We start from the raw sequence: 12,252 nt of genomic DNA on the forward strand, positions 1-12,252 counted from the left end.
GCATGAAACGAAGCATCGCCCGGTCTTTTCTACTCACGCTTTTGCTCGCTTCCCCTGTCTGGGCGGCCGATCTGGACCGCCTGGCTGAACGCCTGGCGAAACTGCGCGCTGAAGTGGATCGGCTGCAGCAGCAGATCGAACAGACGAAGAGCGAACACCACCAGCAGATGGATGCGCTAGGCGCGCAACTGGCCCAACTGGAGGCGGAAAAACGCCGCCAGCAACTTACCGTGGCCAAGTTGCAGCACGAATTGGAATCAGCGTTAGCCAAAATTCCCACCAACCGGGTAGAGGACGAAACCTTAAAGCCGGTTCTGGAGCAAGGCATTGCCGCACTGAAGGACTATATCCGCACCGGCCTGCCCTTTAAAACCGAAGACCGCCTGCAAGCGGTGGCGAAACTGGAAGGTCAACTCCAAAGTGGCAGCGTGCCAGCGAAGAAGCTGGCGAACCGGCTCTGGGCGCTCTTTGAAGACGAGCTGCACCTGACGCGGGAAAACGGCCTCTATCAGCAAATCGTCCCGATTGACGGTGACAGCGCCCTGGTGGACGTCGCCAAACTCGGCATGGTCATGCTGTATTTCCAGACGCCTGACGGCCGCTACGGCCTGGCCCGGCGCCAACAGGACGGCGGCTGGCGTTTTGAAACCCTCTCCGGCGGCGATGACCAAGCACGCATCGCCAAATTGATGGATTCGCTCCGTAAACAAATCCGCCAAGGCTATTTCGAACTTCCCAATCCGGGACTGACCCCATGAACATTAAAATTTTACTGTTTGCCTTCCTCAGTGCCTTCACCTCCCTGGCAGCGGCTGCCGAACCGCCGCCGGCGCCTGCTCCTGCGCCCAAAGCGGAAACCGGCCAAAAAATGGAAGAACCGGAAACCCTGGAGCAGGCCTATAAGCGGGAGTTCGCCTTTCTGGACACCCAGCGGCGGGAACTGCAGCGCCTGTTGCAGACACTGCAACACGACAACCAGCGCCAAAAAGCCCGCCTGACAAACCAGATCGACCGTCTGCAACGCCAGATTCTCGATCTGACGCTCGAGGCCAAGCGCCTTGAAGAGGCGATCCTGGAGGCGGAGAAACAACAGCAATCCCTGCAGGAAAACGCCTCCCTGCTGGAAATGACCCTGACCCAGGCAAAAACCAGTCTCAAAGACGCCGGATTGGAGGTTCCGGCGTTGGAAGGCAGCGATTCGGACAAACTGGGGAAATTGTTCTCTTTGGCCCGCGGCGCGCTGGACGAAGGCAGCCGCCTGCACCGACACGATGGGCATTTCTTTCTGGCAGACGGGCGCGCAGTGCAAGGCACCCTGATTTTCCTGGGAAATATCGCCGCCTACGGTTTGAGCGATGCTGGCAGCGGCATCCTGATCCCCGCCGGCAACGGTCACTTGAAACTGATCGACCAGCCTGGCGGTGCAGAAACCGCCAAAGCACTGGCCAACGGTGAGTCCCCCTCCTTACTTAGACTGTTTCTGTTCGAGAATCTGAACAAGGCGGTGGAGCTGGAACAGGAAAAAACCTGGAAACAGATCTTGGACGATGGCGGCCCTATTGCGTGGATCATTGCTGCACTTGGCGTCATCGGCCTGGTTTTGGCGCTCTTGCGCATGGCGATTCTGACACAAGCCGGCTGGGGTGGAAAATCCTGTCTCGGCAAAGTGGTGGACGCGGTGGCGCAGGGTAATCTATCCGCGGCATTGGCCACCGTCGAGAAGGCTTCCGGTGCCTATCCGGCCGTGATGCGGGCCAGTCTGACGCACTTGCATCTGCCGGAAGACGAATGGGAGATCGCCGTTTCCGACGCGCTGTTACAACAGTCGGTTCGACTTGACCGCTTTGGCAGTCTGATTCTGGTAGCCGCCGCCGTGGCTCCGCTGCTGGGACTCTTGGGTACCGTCACCGGCATGATCGCCACCTTCGACGTCATCACCCGCTTCGGTACCGGGGACCCCAAGCTCCTGGCCACCGGCATCGCCGTTGCGCTGATCACCACCCAGGTCGGCCTCATCGTCGCCATTCCTCTGCTGCTGCTGGGCAACGTCCTCAACGGCTGGGCCAAGAGCATCAAGGACAACCTGGAAATGGCCGCCCTGGAATTGCGGGAAACATACAAGGAACACGACAGCCAGAGTGATTCTTCTGGCGGCGATACCGCGCAAAACGCCGCCGCTGCCCGATACGCCGTTTCAGGAGCTTGAATCGTGCCGATCTCGATGACGCATCTGCTGGCCTATCTGGAGGCCGGCGGCTGGGTGATGCCGCTTTTGGGCTCAACCCTCTTTCTCCTTTGGTTAATCATCGGTTATCGCTTCATGCTGCTGCAACGCGGCACCCGTACCGAGATTGAGCAACTGTGCCGGCAGATTCTGCAGGGGAAAACGCCCCGCGGGCATGGAATACTCCCCTGCACGTGCCGCCTGGCGGCCGAGATCGTTCAGCGTGACCCCAGCCGCTTCAGTGCACTGGATACCCTGTTTTATGCGGTGCGCAAACGGCTGGCGCGCTTTGAAACGACCGCCAAGGCACTGGTGGTGATCGCGCCCCTGTTGGGGTTGCTAGGCACCGTTTCCGGCATGATCGAGACTTTCGATTCACTGGCGGAGATGGCCCTCTTCCGCCAGTCAGGGGGAATCGCCGGCGGGATCTCCAAAGCGCTGTTCACCACCCAGATGGGGCTGGCGGTGGCGATTCCGGGCTATTTCCTCCTGGCGGTGCTGCAACGGCGCCGCAAGAACCTGGAGAGCGATCTGCTCAAGCTGCAAGATCTGCTTCACGAATCCCTGCACGAGAACAGTCATGCGTAGATTGAGACAGGATAGCGAAACCGAAAGCCACATCGACATCTCGCCTCTGATCGATGTGGTGTTCATCTTGCTGATCTTCTTTGTGGTGACCACCACTTTCGTCAAGGACATGAATCTGGAGATCGAGCGACCTTCCGCAGCCAGCGCCTCGTTGGCGCCGAGCAAGGCGGTACGGATCTATATCGACAGCCAGGGGCAGGTCTATATCGACAATCAACCGGTACGGGTCTGGATGGTGCAAAGCCGGGTTCGTGGCCTCCTCCACGAAGGCGCAGATAGTGTCCTGGTGGTCACGGATGAAAAAGTACCGTCCGGCCGTCTGGTGGAGGTGGTGGACCAGGCCCGCTTGGCGGGCGCCAAAAACGTCGGCGTCGCGACCGAGCAGGAGGCGGGGTGAAGGTGATTCAGCTGCAGCCTGAATTCCAACCCCGCTGGCGTTTATGGAGTGCGGCGCTGCTGAGCGCCGTGGTCGGCACCACTGCCGTCATGACGCTGGTGGTCTGGATGAACGAGGCCGCCAAGGCCCCTGACCGGCAGCACCGGCAGCATTTCACCCCCCTGGACGTGGCGCCCCCCAAACCGAAACCCAAACCGAAACCCAAGCCCAAGCCACGCAAGCGTGTCGAACGTAAGCGTTTGAAGCCGGTTCCCACGCCCGATCTGGGTGCGGCCCTGTCGGGCATCGACTTCGGCCTCCCCGATGTCGGCCTGGAATTTGGCGCCGACGACAGCCTGCTCGGCAACACCAATGTGGATGCCATGACGCAGGAAACGGTCGACCAACCGCCACAGGTAATTTCAACCGCACCATTCCGGTATCCGCCGCAGGCCAAGAAAAAGGGCATTCAAGGTTACGTGATATTGTCCCTGTTGATCGACGAAAGCGGCAGCGTCGTGGAAGCGGAGGTACTGGAATCCTCACCGCCCGGCATCTTCGATGCCAGCGCCCTGGAAGGCATCCGGCGTTGGCGTTTCTCGCCGGCCCGTTACCAGGGCAAACCGGTCAAAACCTGGGTCCAGCAGAAAATCGTCTTCCAACTGGGATAAGCATGCGCCACCTTATCATTTTCCTCTTGCTGGCAATGCTGGCAGGCCACGTATTGGCCAAACCCGCCGATCCGGCAGCACAATTGGATCTGGCTGCACGCATGGTCAAGGACCGTCATTACACCCGTGCGCTCGGAATCCTGCTGAAACAATCCCTTCCTGAAGGGGACAGCGACAAAGACGTGGCCTTCCGCCGTCGCTACCACACCATCGCCGGCCTGGCCTATCTAGGGTTGCAGCAGTATCCCAAAGCCCGGGACGAACTGCTGCAAGCACTGGCTGAAGGTGAAGCCGAACCCCTGCTTTACGTTTATCTGGCGCAGGTCTATTACCGTCTTGGCGATTATGCCAAGACCATCGAAGCGATCGACCAGACCGGCGCATTGCTGGATAAATACCCCCAATTGTACGAATTCAAAGCCCAAAGCCAGTGGAAACTGAAACAGGAAGGAGACGCCTGGAAAACGCTGGCCCAAGCGCGCCGCAAGTTTCCCCAGGACGCCCGATTCCTCAAACGCCAGGTTTATTTCCTGCTGGACAAGAAGCTCTACCGCCAGGCGGCCGAGCTGGGACTGGCCTACCTGAACCAAGTCCAGGGAGACGCCAAAGCTTATGCGGCGTTGGGCAACGCCTTGCTGCGCGGCGGCGAACCGTCCTTAGCGTCTGTCGTCCTGGAAAAGGGCCGTCTGCGCCATCCTGACGATCCGATCCTGGCCAAGTTACTGGCTCACAGCTATATCCGCCGTGACATGCCGTTGGCCGCCGCGCTCGTCCTGGAACAGGCCGCCCGCCTCGATCCGAACCTGTATGCCGATGCCGCCGAACTGTACCGCCGCGCCGGCGCTCTCTACGAAGCCCTGAACCTCAACGGCAAGATTCCCGATCCGAAACGCAAACGCCGCCAGCGCCTGGCTATCTTGCTGGCACTCAAGCGTTACGAGGAGGCCCTGGCCATGCAAAGGCCGTTGCGACGCATCGGCTTGTTACAAGAAGATGCGGTGCGCTACGCATTGGCCTATGCCGCTTTCAAGGCCGGCCGTCTCACGCAGACGGAAACTTTGCTGCAGGGCATCCGCGATCCCAAGATCTTCCGCCAGGCGGCGGAACTGCGCCGCCTGATCCAGCAGTGCGAACAACAACCCTGGCGCTGCGCCTGACCGAATCCGCGACAAAACGATCTGACATGCACTACGCTATTCTTCTGCTGTTGACCCTGCCGCTGGCCGCCTGGGCCGATGCGGCCCGCGTTCAGCTCTACGTATTCCTGGATCAGACGCCCCTGCCCCAAGTCCGCGTACTGGTGGACGACCGCCACCTCGGCCAGACCGATACCTATGGCCATCTGGACATTACGCTGCCTGCCGGCAAGCACCGCATCACCCTCGAGAAACACGCCACCCTTGCGGTGATTGAACGGAATTTCCAGGCTGGGGAAGACCTGCAGATTTTGATCAATGCCCGCAGCGACGGCCGTCCGCCCCGGATTGCGGTGGAAAGCTCAGCCGCTTCGGCCCCAGCGCCGCAAACCACCGGGAAAGCCCAAAAAAAAACCGACAGCCATTCTGGAAGGCCAGGTGATCAGCGCCGTCAACGGCAAACCGCTTGCCGCCGCCGAGGTCTACATCAGCGGTTTGAATCAACCTGTGGTTACCGACCGCCAGGGACGTTTCCAGGTCAAGGTTCCGGCCGGCACCTACAGCCTCTCGGCTTCCGCCCCCGGTTACAACCTGATGGTGAAAGAAGGCATCCGGGTGGCGGGTGAGAAACCCCTGCAGGTGACCTTGAAGCTGACGCCCGCCGGCATCGAGATGCCGCCTTTCGTGGTTGTCGAGCCCCATTTGGCCGGCAGCGTCGCCTCGGCGATCAGCGAAGAGCGGGTTTCCAGCGGCGTCACTGATATCCTTGGCGCCGAACAGATCAGCCGCGCCGGCGACAGCAACGTGGCTGCCGCGCTCAAGCGCGTCGCCGGGGTCACGATCGTACGCGGCAAATTTCCGTATATCCGGGGCCTGGGAGAACGCTATGCCAATATCCTCATCAACGGCATCAGCATGCCTTCCCCTGACCCCACCCGCCGGGTGGTGCCGCTGGATTTCTTTCCTTCGGCGATGCTGGACAGCATCCAGGTCCAAAAGACCCATGACGCCCCCCTGCCCGGGGAATTCTCCGGCGGCATCATCAATCTTCGCACCCGCTCGACGCCGGATGAATTTCTTTTCCGCCTGAGCGGAAAAATCAGCTATATCGACGGCACGACGTTCGAAAAGGGACTGCGTTACCAAGGCGGCGATTACGACTGGATCGGTGTGGACGACGGCACCCGGGCGCTCCCGAAATCGTTGGAAAACGCCTTGGGCGGTCTTTCCGGCAGCACCAAACTCCGGCCCAAAACCCGTTTTGCCAAAGGAGGATTTACGCAGGAAGAGTTCGAACGCTTCGGCGAAGATTTGTCCGACGTATGGAACGTCAAACGGGATACCCTTCCCCCTAACGGCAGAATCAGCGCGGCGCTGGGGGACAAACTGCATTGGCGCGATTTCAGTTTCGGCTATTATGCCTTTGCCCGCTGGAATCAGAACTGGCGGACCTTCCATGAAATCCGGCGCAAATTCGTCCCCGTCCGCAACGGCCAGGAACTACAGCTGGCAGAAGACATGAAAGTCTTCCGCACCGTCCGGGAAGTCAATACCAACGCCTATCTGAATGTGGAAAGCACCTGGCGGGAAAAACACAAATTGTTCGGCCGGGTCATGCTGCTGCGTCAAAGCACCGACTTCACCCGCATCCGAGAAGGCTTCAGCAACACCGAAGGCGCCGGCCTGCGCCGGGTACGCCTGTGGTATCGGGAAAACGAGCTGTTCAACTGGCAGGCGGGCACCGACCAAACCTTCGCTTTTCTCAACGACCTGAACCTGAAGTTCCTCTATTCCCACGCCGTCGCCAGCCGTTACGCCCCCAAGGAACGGCGCTACCGCTACGATCAGAACCTCAACAAAGGCGGTGTCTTCGAATTTTCCAACAAGACCGACAACAACCAGATCATCTACAGCGATCTGGACGACCAGGAAGACAGCTGGCGCATCGACCTTACCCTCCCCTATCACTTTTTCGATGATCGCCTGAAAGGTTCGCTGGCTTCCGGTTACTGGTCCACGCAACGGGAACGCAATTCGAACATCCGCCGTTTCCGCTATGCCGGCAACGTCTCCCCCGACCTGCTCGCCCAACCGCTGGAAGACATCCTGACGCCGGAAAACATCGGGCCGGGGCGCTTCACCCTGACCGAAGTGACCCGCTCCACCGATAACTACAGCGCCTCCCAGGATCTCCAGGCTTACTATGTCAAACTGGATTCCACCTTCTTCGACCTGCTGCGCCTGACCGGAGGGGTCAGAATCGAGGAGAACCAACAGACGGTCACGACCTTCGAGTTGTTCGCCCCCGACAACCAGCCCATCGTCTCGACGCTGGACAGCCGCGACGCCATTCCCTCGGTCACCCTCACCTGGCTGATTTCCGAAGACCAGCAATTGCGTCTGGCCTGGAGCAAGACCCTCTCCCGGCCGGACTTCCGCGAACTGTCACCGGCTCCCTTCACCGATCCCAACACCCTGCAGGAGACCGTCGGCAATCCAGATCTGCAACAAGCGGAAATCATGAACTACGACGCCCGCTGGGAATATTATTTCTCCCCCAAGGAGAATCTGACCCTGGCATTCTTCCACAAGGAGATTACCAACCCGATCGAGAAGGTATTGCTCGCCGGTCCTGCCGATCTGGCACAATTGCAGAACACCGGCGACGCCACCTTGACAGGGTTCGAAATCGAGTTCCGTAAAAATCTGGATTTCATCCACCCATGGTTCGAAAATTTCTTCTTCAGCGGTAACTACACTTTTGCCAAATCCGAGGTCACCCTGCTGCCCGAGAACCTACAGGTACTGACCACGCCCAAACGGCCGCTGCAGGGCGCTTCCAAACACATCCTCAACGCCCGCCTCGGTTACGACAACGAAGATCTGGGCACCCAGGCCACCCTGCTCTACAACTTCCCCAGCCGCCGTATCGCCCAGGTGGGACAACTGGGCGCACCGGATATCTATGAGGAGCCTTTTCATCAGTTGGATTTCATCGTAAAGCAGAAATGGAACCGTCATTGGTCCACTCAGGTGCGCCTGCGGAATTTGTTGGACAGTACCGTACGCTTCACCCAAGGGCCGAAAACGGTCCGTGCTTTCCGCCGTGGGCGCGAATTCGCCTTAGTCATTAACTTCCAATTCTGATTTGATGCGTTCCACCAGACACGCAACCCCCTCCTCTTTTTGGCCACCTTCCAGCCAAAGCGCGTCACGCTCGCGCCGCAGCCAGGTGAACTGGCGTTTGGCCAGCTGGCGGGTGGCGATGACGGCCTTGTCGATCATGGCGGCGTCATCGTATTCCCCGGCCAGATATCCCCAGACCTGACGATAGCCGACGCTGCGCATCGACGGCAGGCCGGGATGGAGATCGCCGCGGCGGTAGAGACGCTCCACCTCCTCGATCAAACCTGCCTCCAGCATGGCGTGGAAGCGGGCTTCGATGCGGCGGTGCAGTGCCTGGCGGTCACGCGGGGCGATCACCACCTTCAGCGGCTGGAAAGGCAGTGTTTCCTGTCCCACCTGCCGCCACCACCAACTCAGGGGTCTGCCGGTGAGGCGCCAGACCTCCAGGGCCCGCTGGATCCGCTGGGGATCGTTGGGATGGATGCGGGCCGCCGCCTCCGAGTCGAGGGCGGCCAGCCGGCGGTGTAGTTCCACCCAGCCGACCTGGGCCGCCTCCCGGTCGATGGCGGCCCGTACCGCCGCATCGCCCGGCGGCAGCGGGGCGATGCCGCGCAGCAGGGCGTTGAAGTACAGCATCGTCCCTCCCACCAGGATCGGCCGGCGGCCGCGGGCCAGAATCGCCTCGACCGCCGCCAGGGCATCGCGGCGGAAACGGCCGGCGGAATAGCTTTCCGCAGGGTCGAGGATATCGACGAGGTGATGGGGAATTTCGGCCCGCAGCGCCGGCGGCGGCTTGGCGGTGCCGATGTCCATGCCGCGGTAGACCAGGCTGGAATCGACGCTGACGATCTCGCCCCCGAGCCTCCGTGCCAGTTCGATGGCGAGATCGCTCTTGCCGGCCGCCGTCGGCCCCATGAGCAGCAAAATCTTCGGACGGGACATCAACGGCCGCGGTGGAAAAAGCGATCCAGGGTCTGAAAATCGAGTTTGACCCAGGTGGGGCGGCCGTGGTTGCACTGGCCGCCGCGCTCGGTGCATTCCAGCTCCCGCAACAGGGCGTTCATCTCCTCCCGGCTCAAGCGCTGCCCGGCCCGCACCGCCCGATGACAGGCACAGGTGGCCAGACGCTCGCGGACGGCCGTCTCGACCCCGGTGACCGCCTCGAAGCGGGCCAGTTCCGCCAGTACCCCCTTCACCAGCTCCGCCGCGTCCGCCCGCCCCAGGAGGGCCGGCAGCGACCGCACCACCAGGGTTTCCGGACCCAGGCGGTCCACCTCCAGGCCGAGGCTCAGCAGCAGGTCCTGGTGCTGCTGGGCCAGTTCGGCTTCCCCTCGGCCCACCTGCAGCTTCACCGGCAACAGCAGCGGCTGGCGCACCACCTCGCCGCGCTCCAGCTGGCGCTTGAACTTCTCGTAGACGATGCGCTCGTGGGCGGCGTGGGCATCGACGATCACCAACCCGCCTTCGGCTTCCGCCAGGATGTAGATGCCGTGCAGATGGGCCAGGGCATAACCCAAAGGCGGCGCAGCCTCCGTTCCGGTATCGGCGGCCGGCTCCGCCGGTGCGGCGGGTGCAGGCGGCGGGTGCAGGGCCTCGTAGAAGGCCAGGGCCTCGTTGACCTGAGGCTGCGGCCGGGCGGCGGGCGGTGGATACGAAGAAGAACCGGAGACGGCCGGTGCGGGCGGCTTCGGCGGCGGGCTGGGGCCGGGACGGACCTGCCCCAGGGAACGGTACACCGACTGGGCGATGAAATCGCGCACCTGGCGCGGCTCCCGGAACCGCACTTCCAGCTTGGCGGGATGGGCGTTGACGTCCACCAGGGCCGGATCCAGCTCCAGATACAGCAATGCCGCCGGCTGGCGGTCGCCGCCGAGGACGTCGCGATAACCGTGACGCAGCGCGTGCAGGAGCAGCTTGTCGCGCACCGGCCGGCCGTTGACGTACCACCACTGCCGGTCCCCCTGGCGCCGTGCCACCGCCGGCAGCCCCAGCCAACCCCACAGCCGCAGCGGCCCGTGGTTCCATTCGATCAGGAGCGCCTGTTCGACGAATTCCTTGCCCCATACCACCGCCACCCGCTGCGACCACTGATCCTCCCCCGGCGCCGGGGGAAGCTTCCAGGCCTCACGCTGGTTGTGGCGCAGGGAGAAACCGACGTCGAAGCGGCTCAGCGCCAGGCGTTCGAGAAAATGCTGGATGTGGGAAAACTCGGTGCGCTCGCTGCGCAGAAACTTGCGCCGCGCCGGCACGCTGTGGAACAGATCGGCCACGGTCACGGTGGTGCCGCGGGGATGGGCCACCGGCACCGGCTCCGGTATTTCGTCACCCCCCGCCAGCGCCAGGCGCCAGCCGCAAGGCTCGGCGGCGGTGCGGGAAATCAGCTCCAGGCGCGAGACGGCGGCGATGCTCGCCAGCGCCTCGCCGCGGAATCCCAGGGTGCGCACCTGGAGCAGATCTTCTGCCGTGGCGATCTTGCTGGTGGCGTGGCGCGCCAGCGCCAGCGGCAGATGCTCGCGGGCGATGCCAATCCCGTCATCCCGCACCCGGATGAGACCGACCCCGCCGGCCTCCACCTGCACGTCCACCCGGCGCGCCCCGGCGTCGAGACTGTTCTCCACCAGCTCCTTGACCACCGAGGCGGGCCGTTCCACCACCTCGCCGGCGGCGATCTGCCCCACCAGCTGGGGCGGCAGCAAGCGAATCCGAGTCATCCGCCCACCGGAATCCTGAGCACCTGTCCGGCCCGCACCCGGCTGCCTTCCAGGGCATTGTATTCCATCAGCGCCTGCAGGCTGACGCCGTACTGCTGGGCGATTTCCGACAGGGTCTCGCCGCGGGCGATCACGTGCCGCCGCGCCCGCGCAGCCAGATAAGTCCCCGGCGGGGCGTGGCGCTGGAAGTAATCGCGGATGCCGCGGTGCAGCGCCCTGGCCCAGTACCACTGGTACTTGCCGCTGCGCAGCCGCCGCTCCTCGGCGGGGTTGGAGATGAATGCCGTTTCCACCAGGATCGAAGGAATATCGGGGGATTTCAGCACCACGAAACCGGCCTGCTGCACGCCACTGTGGTGAATGCGGCCGATGCGCTTCAGTTCCTCCAGCACTTCCCGGGCCAGACGCTGGCTGTACTCACGGGTGCCGGTCAGGGACAGGTCGAGCAGCACCTTGGCGAGGGTCTCGTCCTTGTCGTCCAGACTGACGCCGCCGACGAGGTCGGAAGCGTTCTCACGCGCCGCCAGCCAGCGGGCCGCCTCGCTCGAGGCGCCGCGCTCGGACAGAATGTAAACCCCCGCGCCGCTGGCCCGGGGATTCTTGAAGGAATCGGCGTGGATGGAAACGAACAGATCCGCCTTGGCCTGACGCGCCAGGGCGATCCGGCGCCGCAGGGGGACGTAATAATCCCCCTTGCGGATTAGCACCGCCCGCATCCCCGGTGTGTCGTCGATGAGCTTGGCCAGCTTGCGGGCGATGGCCAGCACCACATCCTTTTCCCGGGTGCCGTGGCGGCCGATGGCGCCGGGATCCTCCCCGCCGTGCCCCGGATCGATGGCGACCACCACATCCCGAAGCGCCTGTGGCGGCCGGGGAGGCTTCGGTGCCGGACGGGACGGCGCGGCCCCCTTGGCGCCGTAGAGATCCACCACCAGCCGGTGGCCGTAGCGATCGCCGGGCGGCAGGGTGAACACCTTGGGGCGTACCGCCGTCTTCAGGTCCAGCACCAGGCGCAACACACCCTTGTGCGGATGACCGCTGCGAATCCGCCGCACGTAAGGGACGCTGGCGTCGATCCGCGGCAGGGCGGCCTTGAGGCGGCCCTGCGGCAGGTCCAGCACCAGGCGTCTGGGATTCTCCAAGCCGAACACTTTCGGCTTGAACGGCTGGGAAACGTCCAGGACCAGGCGCACGTGATCGGGCGCGTTCCAGTAACGCACCCCGTAAACCTCCAGCGCCCATCCGGCCTGCATCAGCAATCCCAGCAGCAGGCCCAGCCAGACCCTCAATCCCATGGCGCCCTCCGCAATCTCGCGCTCAGTGTTCTGATTATATCGTCAATTCTGAGGGGATCGTGGCGAAAACCCCGATTTTTGGTCGCTTTCCGCCCACGGCTTGTTCCCTGCCGACCCATTCCGTT

At 62.7% G+C, this 12,252-nt stretch carries 10 protein-coding genes; 7 read left to right on the forward strand and 3 right to left on the reverse strand.

Going from position 1 to position 12,252, the window contains the following annotated elements; all coding sequences use genetic code 11:
• Positions 1-2: 2 nt before the first annotated feature.
• The 7 genes from MCIT9_RS11130 (at position 3) to MCIT9_RS11160 (ending at position 8,142) form a co-directional block, all read left to right on the forward strand.
• Positions 3-758, forward strand: a complete 756-nt coding sequence (locus MCIT9_RS11130) for a DUF3450 family protein (protein ID WP_317704952.1) — start codon at positions 3-5, stop codon at positions 756-758.
• Positions 755-2,206 (forward strand): MotA/TolQ/ExbB proton channel family protein, encoded by a 1,452-nt coding sequence (locus MCIT9_RS11135; RefSeq protein WP_317704953.1) that lies wholly within the window; start codon positions 755-757, stop codon positions 2,204-2,206. Before MCIT9_RS11130 ends, MCIT9_RS11135 begins: the two co-directional genes overlap by 4 nt.
• A 15-nt stretch (positions 2,207-2,221) precedes the next feature.
• The gene (locus MCIT9_RS11140; protein WP_317704954.1) at positions 2,222-2,812 is read left to right on the forward strand and encodes a MotA/TolQ/ExbB proton channel family protein; all 591 of its coding nucleotides are present in this window, start codon (positions 2,222-2,224) and stop codon (positions 2,810-2,812) included.
• On the forward strand, positions 2,805-3,209 hold the full coding sequence (locus MCIT9_RS11145; protein WP_317704955.1) for an ExbD/TolR family protein: 405 nt from the start codon (positions 2,805-2,807) through the stop codon (positions 3,207-3,209). Before MCIT9_RS11140 ends, MCIT9_RS11145 begins: the two co-directional genes overlap by 8 nt.
• Positions 3,206-3,859 carry an energy transducer TonB gene (locus tag MCIT9_RS11150; protein WP_317704956.1) on the forward strand — a complete coding sequence of 218 codons (654 nt, stop codon included), beginning with the start codon at positions 3,206-3,208 and terminating at the stop codon, positions 3,857-3,859. The genes MCIT9_RS11145 and MCIT9_RS11150 overlap by 4 nt, the downstream gene beginning before the upstream one ends.
• Positions 3,860-3,861: 2 nt before the next feature.
• Complete coding sequence (locus MCIT9_RS11155; protein ID WP_317704957.1) at positions 3,862-5,016, forward strand: tetratricopeptide repeat protein; 1,155 nt, start codon at positions 3,862-3,864, stop codon at positions 5,014-5,016.
• A 327-nt stretch (positions 5,017-5,343) separates the two neighbouring features.
• Complete coding sequence (locus MCIT9_RS11160) at positions 5,344-8,142, forward strand: TonB-dependent receptor (protein ID WP_317704958.1); 2,799 nt, start codon at positions 5,344-5,346, stop codon at positions 8,140-8,142.
• Here the strand turns inward: MCIT9_RS11160 and miaA are convergent.
• The 3 genes from miaA to MCIT9_RS11175 are packed head-to-tail and all read right to left on the reverse strand — an operon-like array spanning position 8,119 to position 12,127.
• Positions 8,119-9,063, reverse strand: coding sequence for a tRNA (adenosine(37)-N6)-dimethylallyltransferase MiaA (miaA, locus tag MCIT9_RS11165; RefSeq protein ID WP_317706741.1), 945 nt, complete (start codon positions 9,061-9,063; stop codon positions 8,119-8,121). The genes MCIT9_RS11160 and miaA overlap by 24 nt on opposite strands.
• The gene (gene mutL / locus MCIT9_RS11170; protein ID WP_317704959.1) at positions 9,063-10,832 is read right to left on the reverse strand and encodes a DNA mismatch repair endonuclease MutL; all 1,770 of its coding nucleotides are present in this window, start codon (positions 10,830-10,832) and stop codon (positions 9,063-9,065) included. Before mutL ends, miaA begins: the two co-directional genes overlap by 1 nt.
• Positions 10,829-12,127: an N-acetylmuramoyl-L-alanine amidase gene (locus MCIT9_RS11175; protein ID WP_317704960.1), complete on the reverse strand. Its 1,299-nt coding sequence runs from the start codon at positions 12,125-12,127 to the stop codon at positions 10,829-10,831. Before MCIT9_RS11175 ends, mutL begins: the two co-directional genes overlap by 4 nt.
• Positions 12,128-12,252 lie beyond the last annotated feature (125 nt).

It is taken from the genome of Methylomarinovum caldicuralii (genome assembly GCF_033126985.1).
In the GTDB taxonomy this organism is placed as follows: Bacteria; Pseudomonadota; Gammaproteobacteria; order Methylococcales; family Methylothermaceae; genus Methylohalobius; species Methylohalobius caldicuralii.

What these genes read in the sequence shown, in the direction of transcription:
- MCIT9_RS11140 (WP_317704954.1), top strand. Translation starts at nt 2,222, where the DNA reads ATGACGCATCTGCTGGCCTATCTGGAGGCCGGCGGCTGGGTGATGCCG.
- MCIT9_RS11130 (WP_317704952.1), top strand. Translation starts at nt 3, where the DNA reads ATGAAACGAAGCATCGCCCGGTCTTTTCTACTCACGCTTTTGCTCGCT.
- MCIT9_RS11135 (WP_317704953.1), top strand. Translation starts at nt 755, where the DNA reads ATGAACATTAAAATTTTACTGTTTGCCTTCCTCAGTGCCTTCACCTCC.
- MCIT9_RS11175 (WP_317704960.1), bottom strand. Translation starts at nt 12,127, where the DNA reads ATGGGATTGAGGGTCTGGCTGGGCCTGCTGCTGGGATTGCTGATGCAG.
- MCIT9_RS11145 (WP_317704955.1), top strand. Translation starts at nt 2,805, where the DNA reads ATGCGTAGATTGAGACAGGATAGCGAAACCGAAAGCCACATCGACATC.
- miaA (WP_317706741.1), bottom strand. Translation starts at nt 9,063, where the DNA reads ATGTCCCGTCCGAAGATTTTGCTGCTCATGGGGCCGACGGCGGCCGGC.
- mutL (WP_317704959.1), bottom strand. Translation starts at nt 10,832, where the DNA reads ATGACTCGGATTCGCTTGCTGCCGCCCCAGCTGGTGGGGCAGATCGCC.
- MCIT9_RS11155 (WP_317704957.1), top strand. Translation starts at nt 3,862, where the DNA reads ATGCGCCACCTTATCATTTTCCTCTTGCTGGCAATGCTGGCAGGCCAC.